This is a genomic window from Paenibacillus vandeheii (assembly GCF_030433635.1).
Taxonomy (GTDB): Bacteria; Bacillota; Bacilli; order Paenibacillales; family Paenibacillaceae; genus Paenibacillus; species Paenibacillus vandeheii.
Genome location: NZ_JAROCD010000004.1, coordinates 493,903 through 510,024, shown reverse-complemented (window position 1 = coordinate 510,024; position 16,122 = coordinate 493,903). Strand labels below are relative to the sequence as shown.

At 46.2% G+C, this 16,122-nt stretch carries 11 protein-coding genes; 1 reads left to right on the top strand and 10 read right to left on the bottom strand.

All coding sequences use genetic code 11. The annotated features are described in order from the left end of the window. Window positions 1-379: 379 nt before the first annotated feature. Window positions 380-1,498 (bottom strand): HD-GYP domain-containing protein, encoded by a 1,119-nt coding sequence (locus tag P5G61_RS10320; protein WP_301246331.1) that lies wholly within the window; start codon window positions 1,496-1,498, stop codon window positions 380-382. Window positions 1,499-1,715: 217 nt separating this feature from the next. Next, window positions 1,716-4,271, bottom strand: a complete 2,556-nt coding sequence (gyrA, locus tag P5G61_RS10315; protein WP_301246330.1) for a DNA gyrase subunit A — start codon at window positions 4,269-4,271, stop codon at window positions 1,716-1,718. A gap of 426 nt (window positions 4,272-4,697) precedes the next feature. On the opposite strand from gyrA, the gene P5G61_RS10310 reads away from it, so the two are divergent. Further along, the gene (locus P5G61_RS10310; protein WP_301246329.1) at window positions 4,698-5,642 is read left to right on the top strand and encodes a YheC/YheD family protein; all 945 of its coding nucleotides are present in this window, start codon (window positions 4,698-4,700) and stop codon (window positions 5,640-5,642) included. 88 nt (window positions 5,643-5,730) lie between these two features. On the opposite strand, the gene gyrB is transcribed toward P5G61_RS10310, so the two are convergent. The 8 genes from gyrB to P5G61_RS10270 all read right to left on the bottom strand — a co-directional run bounded on the left by gyrB (window position 5,731) and on the right by P5G61_RS10270 (window position 15,929). Next, a complete protein-coding gene (gene gyrB, locus P5G61_RS10305; protein ID WP_024629509.1) occupies window positions 5,731-7,641 on the bottom strand; it encodes a DNA topoisomerase (ATP-hydrolyzing) subunit B in 1,911 nt (636 codons plus the stop codon). 146 nt (window positions 7,642-7,787) lie between these two features. Next, window positions 7,788-8,036, bottom strand: a complete 249-nt coding sequence (gene remB, locus P5G61_RS10300; protein ID WP_301246328.1) for an extracellular matrix regulator RemB — start codon at window positions 8,034-8,036, stop codon at window positions 7,788-7,790. Between the two features lie 13 nt (window positions 8,037-8,049). Further along, window positions 8,050-9,162 carry a DNA replication/repair protein RecF gene (gene recF, locus P5G61_RS10295; protein ID WP_024629510.1) on the bottom strand — a complete coding sequence of 371 codons (1,113 nt, stop codon included), beginning with the start codon at window positions 9,160-9,162 and terminating at the stop codon, window positions 8,050-8,052. A 57-nt stretch (window positions 9,163-9,219) separates the two neighbouring features. Further along, complete coding sequence (yaaA, locus tag P5G61_RS10290; RefSeq protein ID WP_024629511.1) at window positions 9,220-9,435, bottom strand: S4 domain-containing protein YaaA; 216 nt, start codon at window positions 9,433-9,435, stop codon at window positions 9,220-9,222. A gap of 16 nt (window positions 9,436-9,451) precedes the next feature. Next, the gene (gene dnaN, locus P5G61_RS10285; RefSeq protein ID WP_024629512.1) at window positions 9,452-10,594 is read right to left on the bottom strand and encodes a DNA polymerase III subunit beta; all 1,143 of its coding nucleotides are present in this window, start codon (window positions 10,592-10,594) and stop codon (window positions 9,452-9,454) included. Between the two features lie 221 nt (window positions 10,595-10,815). After that, window positions 10,816-12,162, bottom strand: a complete 1,347-nt coding sequence (gene dnaA / locus P5G61_RS10280) for a chromosomal replication initiator protein DnaA (protein ID WP_024629513.1) — start codon at window positions 12,160-12,162, stop codon at window positions 10,816-10,818. A 770-nt stretch (window positions 12,163-12,932) separates the two neighbouring features. Further along, window positions 12,933-14,480 carry a gluconokinase gene (gene gntK / locus P5G61_RS10275; RefSeq protein WP_301246327.1) on the bottom strand — a complete coding sequence of 516 codons (1,548 nt, stop codon included), beginning with the start codon at window positions 14,478-14,480 and terminating at the stop codon, window positions 12,933-12,935. A gap of 87 nt (window positions 14,481-14,567) precedes the next feature. After that, on the bottom strand, window positions 14,568-15,929 hold the full coding sequence (locus tag P5G61_RS10270; RefSeq protein WP_024629515.1) for a GntP family permease: 1,362 nt from the start codon (window positions 15,927-15,929) through the stop codon (window positions 14,568-14,570). Window positions 15,930-16,122 lie beyond the last annotated feature (193 nt).

The following is a 16,122-nucleotide window of genomic DNA, read 5'->3' as shown; positions in this document are numbered from 1 at the left end:
TCTCAGCAACTTTTATATCTTATCACATCCGAACCAACTTTGCAAGCTCTTTTTTTAAGTTTCTTTCGAAGCTTATTTGTTTCGCTTGCCGCACCGTGTTTCTCGTGTTTTCTTGGCCGGACTTAGAATATACCATGTACAGATTCGGAACGCAAGCTTTATTTTCAATTAATTTATTTCTTCTACGCTCTATTTAATATAGATGCCCCTATATGGTTATTCATCTCTATATTAACTAGATCCTTATATCAAGATTGAAAATCTTTCCCCTTCTAATTCCTGCTATCCGCTTGCTTCTCATACTTTACTTATGGACAACCATTAAAAAAGCCAATCCTATTCGGAAAGGCTTTTTCTCATATATGAGCTGACCAATAGATTAGCCGATGACTTCCTGGATGTGGAGCTGTCTTTGCTGCATCAAATTAATAATCGTTCCCTCTACCGATACCATTGGTCTTGTAGGATGATCCCGATCCGAGAATATGATCTCTCCAATTTGATTATTGCTAAGCTTCACTCGTATACCATTATGGATCTGTGTAGAACGCTGAATAAATACATTCACGATAGCAGGGTCCAATTTGCCAAATGCCTCACTCTTAATTTGTTCCAGAACTAGGTATGGTGACTGCGCCTTACGATAGATCTTCTCCAGAGTCATGGCGTGAAAGATATCAGCGATGGCTACAATCTTGGCATAGATATGAATTTGCGTGCCGCTGAGCTGCAGCGGGTAACCTGATCCATCCACTTTTTCATGATGCTGCAACGCTGCGAGTCTGGCTCCTTCATTGATGGCCTTCGCCTGTTTCAGCACCTGATAGCCATATTTCGTATGCTGCCGGATCTCTGCCTGCTCTGAGGCCGTTAAGGTTGATGGTTTATGGAGGATCTGTGGGTCCACTTTGCTATTACCGATATCATGGAACAATCCTGCAAAAGCTACCTGCATCCAGTCCTTAGACGGCAAATCCATCCACTGGGCCAATTGATAGGATGTCATGGCACTCAATACGGCGTGGTGATATACATAATCATGTTCTTGAATAACTCGTGGACTAAAAGTAAGCACATTATACTGTTTGAGATGAACAAACAATGCCTCAAGCTGTGTACGCAGCTCATATACAGGTAATTCAGCCGCCAGGGAGGACAGAAAGGCCTTTTTGGTCAATCCAACCATCTTTTCATACTCTTCGTGCAGGGACGGTAATACCGGGGTTGAGACTGCGCTGCCGCCTTTGCCTGCCCGTTCTCCGTTCTTCTCATTACCTGCATGGCCTGAAGACGTGGATGAAGCCTTGGAACCTGTACTGCTTGTCCCCGTTCTCTCTTGCTCGATGTCTACTTGATGAATCATAAAAGCTCTGAGCACTTCCACATCTTTGGGCAAAATGACTTTGCCTTTCTGAAACAAAACATTTCCACGAAGCGTTTGCACGTCATTTCCCAGTTTAAGTCCTGGTTTGACTTCTGACAGGGTGATTAATCCCATATAAATTCCCCCTACTCCTCGTTCTTCTATGATGAAACAAGACCATAGTCCCGGTTTTTCACGTTAATTCCCATTATATTACTCAAGAATCAGGCTGTACATCCTATATTTCCAGGAGAGAGGTCCTGAAGCTGTGAAAATAACAAAGGGCCCCCATATGGGAGCCCTCCAACTTCATTGCAATCATGAAATGATTTTCGTTATAGAAAAATGGATCCTATGCTTCGGAACCTGAATCATCGTCCTCAACTTCAACATCGGAAACCGAGCCCTCATCCAGAGTTGACTCTTGACCTTCAGAATCAGAGGATTCCGCACCTTCAATCCATTCTTCGTCTTCAGGTTCTTCCTCATTCTTGTCAATTCGGCTGACTGTAGCTACGGAATCTTCATCGCGAATATGAATCAGCTTCACACCTTGCGTGTATCGACCCATGGTGGATATGCCTTCCATACTCATTCGAATTAGCGTACCGCTGGAAGTGATGATCATCAGATCCTCTTCCGTCTTAACCATTTTCAGGCTGACTACCGCACCATTTTTATCTGTGACGTTAATGGTTTTAATCCCTTTACCGCCACGAGTCTGCATCCGATAATCGCTGACAGGGGTACGTTTACCGTAACCTTTGGTTGTAACAATCAGAACATCCAGCTCCTGATCCACAACGTCCATGCCGATTACGACATCCTGGTCATCCAATGTGATCCCTTTAACCCCGGTTGCACTCCGTCCCATGGAACGGACATTTCCTTCCGAGAAACGGATGGACATCCCGTGAGCTGTACCCATAATGATCTCTTGCTGTCCGTCTGTCAGCTTAACATCAATGAGGGCATCATCATCACGCAGGGAAATCCCGATCAGACCGCCTTTGCGAATATTGGTGTAATCCTCAAGTGGTGTTTTCTTCACAACCCCTTGACGGGTAGCAAAGAAGAGATACTTGTCACTTTCGAATTCCTGAACTGGAATCACGGCATTGACCGATTCACCCTGCTCAATCTGAATCAGGTTGATAATCGGTGTTCCCCGTGCTGTACGTCCAAGTTCTGGAATCTCATAAGCTTTGAGACGGTACACTTTACCCTTGTCGGTAAAGAACATGAGGTAATTGTGAGAGTTGGTCACAAATAGATGCTCAACAAAGTCGGTATCTTTGGTGTCCATGCCCACAACCCCACGTCCGCCACGCTTCTGACTGCGGTATGTGGATACCGGCAGACGTTTCACATAGCCTGTATGGGTAATGGTGATGATAACCTCTTCACGTGGAATGAGATCCTCGTCCAGAATGCTCTCTTCACCTACAGTAATCTCGGTACGACGATCATCGCTGAAGCGATCACGGATTTCTTGCAGCTCCGTGCTGATAATTTCAAGCACGAGGTGCTCGTTGGCCAGAATTTCACGATATTCCTTAATTTTGACCATCAGTTCGTTGTACTCATTTTCGATACGTTCGCGTTCCAGACCTGTAAGGCGTTGCAGACGCATATCGAGAATAGCTTGAGCCTGATCATGACTGAGTGAGAAACGCTCGATCAGACCTTCTCTGGCTGCATCGGTATTGCTGGAAGAACGAATCAACGCAATAATCTCGTCGATATGATCCAGTGCAATACGCAAGCCTTCCAGAATGTGTGCGCGTGCCTCGGCTTTTTTCAGTTCAAACTGCGTACGTCTACGAATAACCTCAATCTGATGCTGCAAGTAGTGATACAACACTTCACGCAGGTTCAGAATTTTAGGTTCTTTATTTACAATCGCGAGCATGTTAATCCCAAAGGTGGACTGCATCGCTGTATGCTTGTACAGGTTATTCAGCACAACACCCGGATTCACGTCTCTGCGAAGCTCAATCACAACCCGCATACCGTTACGGTCAGACTCATCACGAAGATCCGTAATGCCATCAATCTTTTTATCACGTACCAACTCAGCAATTTTCTCAACGAGTCTTGCCTTGTTCACCTGATAAGGAAGTTCCGTAACGATAATCCGTGCCTTGTTGTTGTTCTCTTCGATGTTGGTTTTGGCCCGCATCGTTACTGAACCACGTCCGGTTTGATACGCTTGACGTATTCCGGAGCGTCCCAAAATGTAACCGGAGGTAGGGAAGTCTGGTCCCTGAATGTAATCCATCAATTCCATGGATGTGATGTCCGGATTTTTGATCATGGCCTGTACGCCGTCGATTACCTCTCCCAAGTTATGAGGAGGAATATTTGTCGCCATACCTACCGCAATCCCGCCAACACCATTGACAAGCAAGTTAGGAAAACGAGCTGGAAGAACGATAGGTTCACTTTCTTCACCGTCATAGTTCGGCTGGAAGTCAATTGTATCCTTGTTGATGTCTCTGAGCATTTCCATTGCAATCTTGGACAACCGAGCTTCCGTATAACGCATGGCTGCTGCCATATCGCCATCCACCGATCCAAAGTTACCATGTCCATCTACGTGCATGTAGCGCAGGGAGAAATCCTGTGCCATCCGTACCATTGTTTCGTATACAGCAGAGTCACCGTGTGGGTGATACTTACCGATAACTTCGCCGACGATTCTGGCTGATTTTTTATGTGGTTTATCGGGTGTCATGCCTAGCTCGGACATTGCGTACAGAATACGCCGGTGAACCGGCTTCAATCCGTCACGCACGTCAGGTAAGGCACGGCTCACAATAATGCTCATCGCATAATCCATAAACGATTCACGCATCTCGACGCCAATATCCCGATCTTTAATCTGCGAGTTCATTTCTTCCGCCATGCTGGACCTCCTTCTTGTCCTTCAACAAACATTCCATTCGGTCATTCAAAAATCGATTATATGTGAAGAGCCTAACAAGGCTAAAACCGCACAAGGACGCTACTCTTTATTATATTACTTTCACAAAAGGTAAACAATTAAACGTCCGCTGGGCAATAGCCTTTCTTCCGGGAACTTCAGAGAGTCTGGGGGTTCGCCCTGCCTTCCTCTCCATTTGCACATACAATGCTAAAAAAAGCGGCAAATGTACTGTGTATATTCAGGCTGAAGCTGTTCCCGTTCTACGATCAAACTACATCTGTGCAACAAAACCGCACAAAACGCCATATTTCTCTATTATACCACTGAAATCATCTCTTGTCCTTTGATTTCTCCGCGTCTGTCACTCTTAGAAACCCCATCATAACAGGAAAGGACTGATGGCTCTTGGGTATCCAGCGTGTCTCCAGCAAATGGACCAAGACAGCTGTGTTACAACGCAGCCGTAATGTGAATGGATATATACCGGTAACACGACAGTATAGCCGCCAAGCCCTGGAACGAATGACTGAACTATTTGAGTCGAACTATATCAAACCGGATCGGGGAACTTATGGCAATGGCGTCATGCGGGTAAAAAAAATCCGTAAATTTCCACTGGCAATCCCTTCAGCCGTATCCATTATCGAGGAAACACGATCCGAAAACGTTGACGAGCAATTATCTGCTTCCAGCGCTGAAATTAGCGCTGAAATCTCTGCTGCGATCCCCATGACAACATATGAGCTTCGATATGGGACCGACGAGAGATACTTCCATTCCCTAGATGAACTGGACTTGGCGCTCACTAAACGTATTCAGAAGCGTGACTACATCATTCAACAAGGCATTCCACTGATGAAGCATGATGAATTGCCTTTTGACCTGCGGGTATTAACCCAGAAAAATCTACAGCACAACTGGGAAACGACAGGCATTTTGGGAAGGATTGCTGCACCAGGCAAGATCATTACCAACATTCATGGCGGCGGACGATTGGCCACCTTTGATGAGTTGGTACGCCCTCATTTTGACAAGGATCGGTTCCAGCAACTGCGCAGTGAGCTATATCGTTTAGGCATTCATACAGCGGTACAGCTGCAGAAGTCATTTCCTAGGCTCAAAGAGATCGGGATTGATATTGCACTGGATGAAGATGGACGGCCATGGATTATTGAAGTCAACACCTTGCCAGGCATCTATGCTTTTGGCCTGTTGCCTGACAAGGAAACGTACCGGAAGATCAAACGTTACGCGAGGGCTTACGGCAGATTACCCTCCAAAAAAGGGAAGACATTTCGTACCTCCCCCAAAGCCCAGGCCCCCTCTGCCAAAAGCCGTATACACCGATAACAGCCACGCCAATGTCCAGACTACAATTCTCTAGATTATGATCCCATAATGTAAAAAGGCGCCCTCGCAGGCGCCTTATCGAATATCGTTAGATGTCGAGGTTTTTCACGTATTTTGCATTTTCCTGAATAAAGTCACGACGAGGTTCAACATTATCTCCCATCAGGGTATCGAACATGGCATCGGCCAGCATCGCATCGCTGATGGATACTTGTAGCATCGTCCGGCTCTCAGGGTCCATGGTCGTTTCCCACAATTGTCCGGCATTCATCTCACCGAGACCTTTATAACGCTGGATGTTAAACTTCGCATTTTCGCCGAGCGTTGCAATGATTTCATCGCGTTCCTTCTCGGAGCCAGCATAACGAATCACTTTATTGCGCTCAATCTTGAACAATGGCGGTTGGGCAATGTATACATAACCTGCCTCAATGATTTTGCGCATATAGCGATAGAGGAATGTCAGAAGCAATGTCCGGATGTGGGCGCCATCGACGTCGGCATCCGTCATCAAAATAATTTTGTGATAACGTGCTTTGGCAATATCGAAGTCATCACCAATTCCGGTACCCATTGCGGTAATGATCGCTCTGATCTCCGCATTGCCCAAAATCCGGTCAAGACGTGCTTTTTCCACGTTCAGAATCTTACCACGCAGCGGCAAAATCGCCTGGAAGTGACGATCTCGTCCTTGCTTCGCTGATCCACCGGCGGAGTCACCCTCGACGATGTACAATTCACTGATTGAAGCATCCTTGGATGAACAGTCGGCCAATTTACCTGGCAAAGAGCTGACTTCGAGTGCACCTTTACGACGTGTCAGTTCACGGGCTTTACGTGCTGCTTCACGTGCACGGGCAGCTTGCAGTCCTTTTTCCAAAATGCGACGGGAAACGGAAGGGTTCTCTTCCAGGAATTCCTGCAGCTTCTCAGCAAACAGGGATTCGACAATTCCGCGCACTTCACTGTTACCCAACTTGGTCTTCGTCTGTCCCTCAAATTGCGGTTCAGGGATCTTGACTGAGATGATCGCTGTTAGACCTTCACGTACATCATCCCCGGACAGGTTGCCTGTGCTGTCTTTGATTACGCCCGCTTTGCGCGCATAATCATTGATAATCCGGGTAAGAGCGCTCTTGAAGCCAGATTCATGCGTTCCGCCCTCATGTGTGTTGATGTTGTTCGCAAAAGAATAAATATTCTCGGTGTAGCTGTCATTGTATTGCAACGCCACTTCCACTTGGATGTTGTCTCTTGATCCTTCCACGTAAATCGGGTTTTCGTGCATCACTTCACGCTTCTGGTTCAGGAAGGAGACATACTCGATAATACCGCCCTCATACAGGAAAGAGTTGGTTACACCTGTACGTTCATCGGTTAAAGTCATGCCAATTCCCTTGTTCAGGAACGCGAGCTCACGAATACGAGTCAGCAAAATTTCATAGTCATACACTCTTGTTTCAGTGAAAATCTCCGGATCCGGATGGAACGTAACTGTTGTTCCCGTTTCCTCCGTTGTACCGATCGTTTTCAGATCGTACTGAGGAGCACCGCGACGGTATTCCTGTTGATACACATGGCCGTCAACCTTAACTGTAACAACAACTTTTGCTGATAGAGCATTGACGACGGATACACCCACCCCATGTAGACCACCGGATACTTTGTACCCGCCACCGCCAAATTTACCGCCCGCATGCAGAACAGTCATTACAACCTCAAGCGCAGGACGTTTCATTTTGGCATGTTCGCCGACAGGAATTCCCCGCCCATTATCGACTACAGTGACGCTGTTATCTTCATGAATAGTAACTTCGATATGATCACAATAACCTGCGAGTGCTTCGTCAATACTGTTGTCCACTACTTCCCAAACGAGATGATGCAGACCTTTGGCACTGGTGGAACCAATATACATCCCCGGTCGTTTACGTACGGCTTCCAGCCCTTCAAGTACCTGAATTTCATCTGCACCATATGACGGTTGATTCATAGACATGCCTTTCACCTACTTCTATAGATTCAATATCGTAAATATGCGTTAACTAAGAATGCATGCTGAAACGAACAAATCCCCTTAATTCCAGTAAGCAATCTAAATAAAAACAAGCAGCAAAAGGTACAATAACTCGTACCGCCGATAGGCTAGAGATCAGGAAAAATGTGAGCTCGCTTCTTGAGCGTAGCTGAGGAAATAGGCGAGTAGTACACAATGTTTTTGGTCACAACAATGGACTTGGCTTCCTCTTCACCGATATACTCCACTGTTTTTTCCTGCTCGGCATGCGTGACATACTGCTTGGAGATTTTTGAGGATTTTTCAATCGATATATCAAAAATAGCAACCAATTCGGAAGAACGGATGATCTTCTCACCGCCCAGATGAATGTACATAAGCCCTCACTCCTTAGCGTTCAACCTGTCCGGCATGAACGTGATAAATACTGGCATCTTTGAGTTTGTCAACGTTCAGACTCTCGATACCGGTAGCCGTAATAAAGGTTTGCACCTTGCTCTGGAACGTTTCGATCAGCTGCGTCTGACGAAAAGGATCCAGTTCAGACAGTACATCGTCCAGCAGCAGGACCGGATATTCTCCGATTTCTTCGTGAATCAGTTCAATTTCCGCAAGTTTAAGGGACAACGCCGTTGTGCGCTGCTGCCCCTGCGAGCCATACGTTTGTACTTCCCGATCGTTAATGAAAAAGGACAGGTCATCCCGATGCGGCCCACTAAGCGTTGTGCCTCGGCGAATCTCCTGCTCTTTCATTTGTGATAATTTTATCATAAATTGGTCCATTAAGACAGCTTCATCTTCCTCAGCGGCTTCGCTGAAGGAAGGAAGGTAGGCCAGGCGCAGGACTTCTCCGCCTCCGGTGATGCCCTGATGAATCGTTTCGGCCCACTTTTGAAGTTTCTTTATGAATTGTTTCCTTTTTTTGACGATTTTAACACCGTGCTCCACCAGCTGTTCATTCCACACCTCAAGCATGGTCTGGGCTGAAGCATTCTGTCCCCATAATTGCTTGAGCAGATTGTTACGCTGGACGAGCACTTTTTGATATTGCTGCAAATGATACAGGTAGCCCGGAGCCACCTGACCAATCTCCATGTCAAGAAACCGACGGCGGACCCCCGGTGTGCCTTTGACAATCTCAAGATCTTCCGGTGCAAACATCACCACATTGAGCGCTCCGACAAAATCACTCAGCTTGCGCTGCTCCAGTCCGTTGATTTTTGCTTTTTTGCCTTGTTGCGACAAAGATAGCTCGAGCTTGACTGATCCGTACTTTTTGTCGACCTCTGCTGCAAGCCTGGCACGTTCTTCACCGAAACGAATCAGTTCCTTGTCGCGGGATGTACGGTGGCTCTTGGTGAGTGCAAGCACAAAAATGGCTTCTGCAAGATTGGTCTTGCCTTGGGCATTTTGCCCGATTAATAGATTCACAGGACCAAAAGAATCCAGTCTCAGATGTTCATAATTGCGGAATTGCTGCAGATCTATGCTGTTCACAAACACGCGGTAACCTCCCTTTTATCCCGTCCGTCAGGAGGCAGCAGGATCTAACTGGTCTTCTTATTGTGCGACAACTTCGAACGAACCTTCTCCGTCCACCTCAACGATATCCCCAGGGTATAACTTGCGTCCCCGGCGTTCCTCAGGCTCTTTATTCACACGTACAAGTCCGTCCTGAAGCAGAGCTTTGGCCATACCTCCGGTTGGGATGCAATCGGCCAGTTTCAAAAATTGGTCAAGCTTAATATATTCCGTACGTATCGCTACTTGGTTCACTATGATCTTCCTCTCGTTAGTTGGTCGTCCGGTAAGGCAATATGACGTACAAGCTGTGACTGTCGTCCAGCGGTTTCAGGATGATCGGGCTCATGACGCCAGTAAAAGCGATCATCAGCTGCTCACTCTCCACCACTTTCAGCACATCCAGCATATATTTGGAGTTGAACGAGATTTTCAGCGGTTCGCCGTTAAAGTCGGCAGGTTCGATCTCTTCTCTTACTTTTCCCAACTCGGAAGAGCTTGATGAAATTTCGATCGATCCGGAATCCATCGTTTGCATCCGCACAATGTTTGTTTTTTCTTCACGCGACAGCAAATAAGCCCGGTCGATAGATTCGCTTAATTTTCTGGTATCCAAAACAAGTTCTGTTTTGTACGAAGTCGGAATAATTCTAGAAGTATCCGGATAAGTTCCGTCCAAAATACGCGAATAGAACAGAACACGGTCGATTTTGAACAGGACTTGATTGTCAGCGACAACGATATCCACAAGTGTATTTTGATCCGGCACAATTTTGCTGAGTTCGTTCAGCGTTTTACCCGAGATCACGACATTGTTGAATCGCACACCTTCTGCATTATCCAGCATTGCTGAACGAGTAGCAAGACGGTGACGGTCCGTTGCCACAAATTTCAGTTCATTGTCACCCAAACTCCAGAGTACACCTGTCAGAATCGGCGTGGTTTCATGGGTGGAAATGGAGAATACGGTTTGTTTAATCATATTTTTGAGCAAATCTCCTGGGATGGAGACGGTTTGGTTTTCTTCGATGCTTGGCAATACTGGGAATTCTTCCGGATCAAGACCAACCAGTTGAATTTCGGTAGCTCCTGCGGAGATAAAGGTGTTGAAGTTTTCTTTTACCTCCATATGCACTTCTTGCGAAGGCAGCTTTTTGATGATCTCGACAAAAAACTTGGCTGGCAGTACAACACTACCTGGTTGTTCTACCTGAACCACACTTTTATCTCCATCTTCAAGCGGGATGAAGGATTGAATTGAAATATCGGTGTCGCTTGCTGTCAACGTCACACCTTGATGATTAACGTCGAATTTGATACCGCTCAGAATCGGAATTGTCGTACGGCTTGAGATGGCTTTGGAAACTTGCTGGATGGATTCGTTCAAGTAGCTTTTCATTATGCTGATTTTCATGGTTTCACTCCTAGCGGGTTTTTTGGGTGTTGAGGTGTTGAAATGTGTTTTTCAAAAGGCCGGAGGCCGAGCTTCAAAATCGCTTATTTGGAGATGATATCTTTTAGATCTTTATAGTAATAATAGTAATAGGGGCACTGAATATGTGGATAAGTGGGTATAAACCCATAAGCCCAAGCCTATCCACATGTGTATACGTTGTGCACAGGCTTGGGACTTATTCAGGTTGGATTCTTGATTTTTTCGGTTAAGTTGTTGATAACTTTATAGAGATCCTGATCGACTTTAATCGCTTGGGAGATCTTTTCATGCGCATGTATGACCGTGGTGTGATCTCGGCCTCCGAATGCTTCTCCAATCTTGGGTAGAGAGAAGTCAGTTAGCTCACGAGAGAGATACATGGCGATCTGTCTTGGAAAGGCAACAGCCTTGGTCCGCTTCCGTGCTTTGAAATCTTCAAGCTTAAGGCTGTAATACTCGCCGACCTTTTGTTGGATGTCGTGAATAGTGATCATTTTCGGACGACTGGAAGGAATAATATCCTTCAGTGCTTCAGCTGCCAGATGAGTGGTTACATCTTGATTCGTCAACGAAGAATAGGCAACAACCCGAATCAGGGCACCTTCCAGTTCGCGAATATTGGTATCAATCTGGTTGGCGATGTACATCATCGCCTCATTCGGAATATCCAGATTTTCCGCACGCGCTTTTTTACGCAAAATCGCAATCCGTGTCTCCAGATCTGGAGGCTGGATATCCGTAATTAACCCCCATTCAAAACGGGAACGAAGCCGTTCTTCCAGGGTCGGAATTTCCTTCGGCGGTCTGTCGCTGGAGATGATGATCTGTTTCCGTTCCTCATGCAGCGCATTAAACGTATGGAAAAATTCCTCTTGCGTCGATTCTTTTCCCGCCAAGAACTGAATATCATCAATGAGCAGAATATCGACACTACGGTATTTGTTACGGAAGCTCTCCCCGCGGTTGTCACGGATTGAGTTAATGAATTCGTTCGTGAATTTCTCAGATGACAAATAAACAACTTTGCTGCCCGGATCATGCTCCAGGACGTAATGCCCGATTGCATGCATCAAGTGAGTTTTGCCGAGACCTACCCCTCCATAGAGAAACAGAGGATTGTATGCTTTGGCGGGCGCTTCAGCGACCGCCAGCGATGCGGCGTGGGCAAAACGGTTGCCCGGCCCAATGACAAATGTATCGAATGTATATTTCGGATTCAGCATGCTGAGTACCGCTTCTTCCTGAACAACTGTAGGCGTTGGCGCTGGCAGTTGAGGATCCGGTTCAGCAGGCTTGTTCTCCTCGATGACAAATTTCACATCGACCTGTTTGCCAAGCAGCTCATATACCGTCGATCCGACCAGTTTGGTGTAACGGCTCTCCAGCCATTCGACGGCAAACGTGGTTGGTGCGGATATGACGATCGAACGATCATTCAGCTTGGTTGCTTTGGTTGCTTTGAACCAAGTGTCAAAGCTGGGTTTGCTGAGCTTGTTTTGTATAATTGATAAAATTTGCTGCCATAAATCAGAAGTATGGCTGTCCACAGACTGTCACTCCTTTTACATGTTCCAAGTGTGGCTTAAGCCATGATGCAGTGTCGAAATACGAGATATATTGTTGAATTTATCCCCAAACCCCCGCAGGTCGAAAACAAAAAAAGAATGAACAACGGAAAATTGTTCACAACTTTATCCACAGGCTGTTGATAATATTATGGGTCAGATCACATATTCACATCCAAAAGTAATACAATCATAGCAAAAGAAGCCCGGCATTTCAATGTATCACGTGATTTTATCCACAAATTCAATAACTTGTGTATAATTTTTAATCACAACACAATATATTGTTTATAAATTGTTTAACTTTCGACAAGATGACCCAAAAACCCAAATTATTTTATACACAGGTTATTCGTCAAATAATGCTGAATTGTGTGTAAAAGTATTATCGGTTTGTGAATAACCTCTCTGTGGATAACCGTAAAGTGAAAATGGCCGTATTGGCGATTTACAGGAGGTTGCCTCTTCATGCTCGTTTTCCTTATTTTCGAAAAGCGGAATGGAGGAACGACAAAATGAATGGTATGGGAGATCAAGGAGAGGCCTGATAGTACGTGAGGAGCGTTTACTGATTTGTATGATCTGAATGAAGAATTTATACCTAAAAGAGGTAGGATGGATATATGCGCAAACATTGAAGATGGATGTGACTCCATTGCAGCAGAGTTGTTTATGCCAAAAAGAGGTTGTTCTTTAAGACCGAATGGTGGTCAAAGAGAACAACCTCTTTTTGGTGGTTATAAGAGGAGGATTTACTCGATATGAGCAGAAAATTTACGCTGGAATTCCGCGATGTCTGCATATTCTTCTTCCAATTTTCGCGAAATGCGAATAAAGATGGGGAGCAGCTCCTGGTAGATCGATGCATGTTCTTTGATAGGGGTATGCTTGTGCGTTGTACCTACCATAGATGAAACGGCATGAAGCGACTTAATTCGCCCTGTAGCATAGAGACCGAGCACAACGGCCCCCAGACAGGAACTCTCGAAGCTCTCGGGCACAATGACTTCCTGGTTGAATATATCGGACATCATCTGACGCCAGAGTGGGGAACGAGCGAAACCACCGGTTGCCTGAATGGAGGTTGGTTGTCCGATCTGTTCTTCCATGGCCAGCAGTACCGTATACAGGTTGAAAATAACCCCTTCCAGCACAGCACGGATCATATGCTCTTTCTGATGGTGAAGGGTCAAACCAAAGAAAGAACCTCGGGCGTCCGGATTCCATAAAGGGGCACGTTCCCCTGAAAGGTACGGATGGAATAGAAGTCCTTCCGAACCGGGGCTGACGCGTTCAGCAATTTTGGTGAGTACATCATAGGAATTGATGCCGAGCCGTTTGGCTGTTTCCACTTCCGAGGCAGCGAATTCGTCTCGTACCCAGCGGAAAAGCATGCCACCGTTATTCACAGGTCCTCCGATGACCCAAAGATTCTCGGTGAGGGCGTAACAAAAGGTTCTGCCTTTCGGATCGGTAACGGGACGGTCCACAACGGTGCGGATGGCACCGCTGGTGCCGATCGTTGCTGCCACAACGCCAGGCTCAATGGCATTCACGCCCAGATTGGACAAAACCCCGTCACTTGCACCGATGACGAAGGGTGTAGAGGGGGAGAGAGCCATTTGTTCAGCCCATCTCCGATCCATTCCTTCTATAGTATGTGTGGTCGGGACGAGTTCCGATAGATGGTCAGCTGTAATGCCTGCAACCTCAAGGGCTTCGGCATCCCAATCCAGTTGTTCCAGATTGAGCAGGCCGGTACAGGAGGCGATGGAGTGATCCACGACATATTGACCAAACAGTCGGAAGAACAAATATTCTTTAATAGAAATAAATTTGGCCGTGCGTTGAAAAAGTTCAGGTTCGTCATGGCGCAGCCACATTAATTTGGTCAGTGGCGACATGGGATGAATCGGTGTACCTGTTCGCGAATAGATCCGATGTCCCAGTCCATTCTCCTGCAGCTTGGCAGCCCAAGCTGCACTCCGGTTATCAGCCCAAGTGATGCAGCGGGTGAGGGGGATATTATCCTTCCCCATCGCAATGACACTGTGCATGGCAGAGCTGCAGGACACGAACATAATTTGTTCCGCAGCTACGCCACTATTATCCATCACACCGCGTACGGAGCGAAGGGCAGCTTGCACAATTTGTTCTGGATCCTGCTCAGCCACATCCGGAGCTGGGGTGTATAAAGGATATTCCTGAGTTGATGTGCTTACCACTTCACCCTGCTCCGTAAATAGTACGGATTTGGTACTGGTTGTACCAATATCCATACCAATCATATAGTTGTTCATATTACATAAACCTTCTTTCTTTTGAACCCGTAAAATTAAACCCCTAAGTGTGTGAATTTAAATTCTTCTTCTATATAGATATTGAATTTATAGGACTGTATTTAGCAGCAAAATAAAGATCAGTCCAACGACAGATAGTAGTGTTTCCATAACGGTCCACGTCTTCAACGTCTGTGAGACGCTCATATTGAAGAATTCCTTGATCATCCAGAATCCTGCGTCATTCACGTGGGAGAGAACAAGTGAACCTGCACCGGTAGCGAGTACAACCAACTCAATATTGGCACCTGGTGTTAGTGCAAGAACCGGAGCTACAATACCAGCAGCTGTCGTCATCGCAACAGTCGCTGAACCGGTAGCAACCCGAATGAGTGCGGCTACAAGCCAGGCGAACAGGATTACATTAATATTGGCATGTGTGGCGACCTCAGCAATGGCATTACCTACACCACTGTTAATCAACACCTGTTTGAACGCACCGCCTCCGCCAATAATGAGAATGATGGTCGCCGTAGGCGCCAGACATTCACTGGTGAAGCGGGAGATGTCATGTTTGTTGAACCCGCGTGAGAATCCGAGTGAAAAGAGGGCAAACACGACAGAGATCAGCAAAGCTATAATTTCATGGCCGATAAATTCACAGAAAACGGTAAATCCGCTTGTGGCGTCCGGGTCTACGATATTGGCGATAGAGCCAATGAGCATTAGAATGACCGGCAGCAAGATGGTAAACAAGGTTATTCCGAAACCAGGCAGGTCGTTACTTTTTTTCGTAGCGAATTGTTCAGCCAACTCTGCAGGCGGTTCGGTATGTATTCTTTTACCGATAAATTTACCAAACAGGGGGCCAGCAATAATGGCGGTAGGGATACCTACAATAAGAGAGTACAAGATCGTTTTACCCAAATCGGCGCTGAACGCTTCGATGGCAATCATGGGTGCCGGATGAGGTGGAACCAGACCATGTACAGTAGAGAGACCTGCCAAAATCGGAATACCGATCTGCAGCAGCGACATATTGGTTTTACGTGCAACGGTGAAAATGATCGGGATCAGCAGAATGACGCCGACTTCGAAGAATACAGGAATACCGACGATAAAACCGACAATCATCATCGCCCAGTGCACACGTTTCACACCGAAACGATCCACAAGTGTGGTAGCTATACGTTCGGCTCCGCCGGATTCAGCCATCATCTTACCAAGCATGGTGCCCAGACCGATAACGATGGCGATCGTTCCAAGTGTGCCGCCAAGTCCGCCAGTAATAGAAGTAATTACATCGGCAGGCTTCATACCCGCGAGTAAACCAAGCATTAATGCTGATAACAAAAGAGTAATGAAAGGATTCCATTTATATTTGGAGATCAATACGATTAGAAATACAATTGCAATCAATGTCCAGACCAATAATGTTGCATTGTGGGATAGCCCAAAAAGAGTGCTCATGAGGTTTGCTCCTTTTTTTATGATATATAGCGCTTACAACTGATCTAGGATCAGGTGGAGGGAATTTGCTCTACGTTTCATGTAGCGTGGGCTGCTTAAATCCTCCTTAATATGCCCCAAAAAATTGAAACAAATCGCATTTTGTATACTTGTCGACAAGTTGGAGAGCAATCATTCACAATGGATATGATTG